General features: G+C 48.2%; 1 protein-coding gene. It reads left to right on the top strand.

Annotated elements, in window-relative coordinates; translation table 11 throughout:
• Positions 1 to 569 (top strand): dockerin type I domain-containing protein (locus tag AC1DLM_RS35515; RefSeq protein ID WP_477572638.1); only part of this gene is annotated, 569 nt, incomplete at both ends.

The following is a 569-nucleotide window of genomic DNA, read 5'->3' as shown; positions in this document are numbered from 1 at the left end:
ATCTGGAGCCAGTACGCCGGTTCTGAACCTAATCTTCAAGGTAAAGGCTGGTGTTCAGAGTACCAGTGGAACGATTGCAGCTACCCAGGCAAAGCTTGGTGTGGCTCCAGAGGGAACCGTGATTCAAGCGCAGCTTGGCAGTAAGAGCATTTCAGTAGGAGCTATTGTRGCGGCTGTTGATAAGACGGCATTGACAACAGCCATTACGAGTGCACAGAGCTTGTATGATACAGCAGTCGTTGGTACAGCGGCAGGTCAATACCCGCAGGCAGCCAAAGATGCATTCGGTGTTGCCCTCAATGCAGCGAAAGCTGTCAAGGACAACCAAAGTGCGACACAATCCCAAGTTGACAATGCTGTAACAGCACTAGGCAGTGCAGTAGATACCTTCAAGGCGCAAGTTAATAAGTCGGCAGACATCAACAAGGATGGAAGCATCAATGTAGGTGATCTTGCGATGGTAGCTTACCATTACGGTAAGAATTCCAATAGCACAGACTGGGCGACAGCCAAGATTGCTGATATGAACAACGATAATAAGATTGATATTAGTGATCTTGCGGTTGTGT

The organism is Paenibacillus sp. 01T442, from assembly GCF_056398345.1.
Note: the sequence above shows the minus strand (reverse complement) of the source record. Positions and strands in the feature narration are given on the sequence as shown.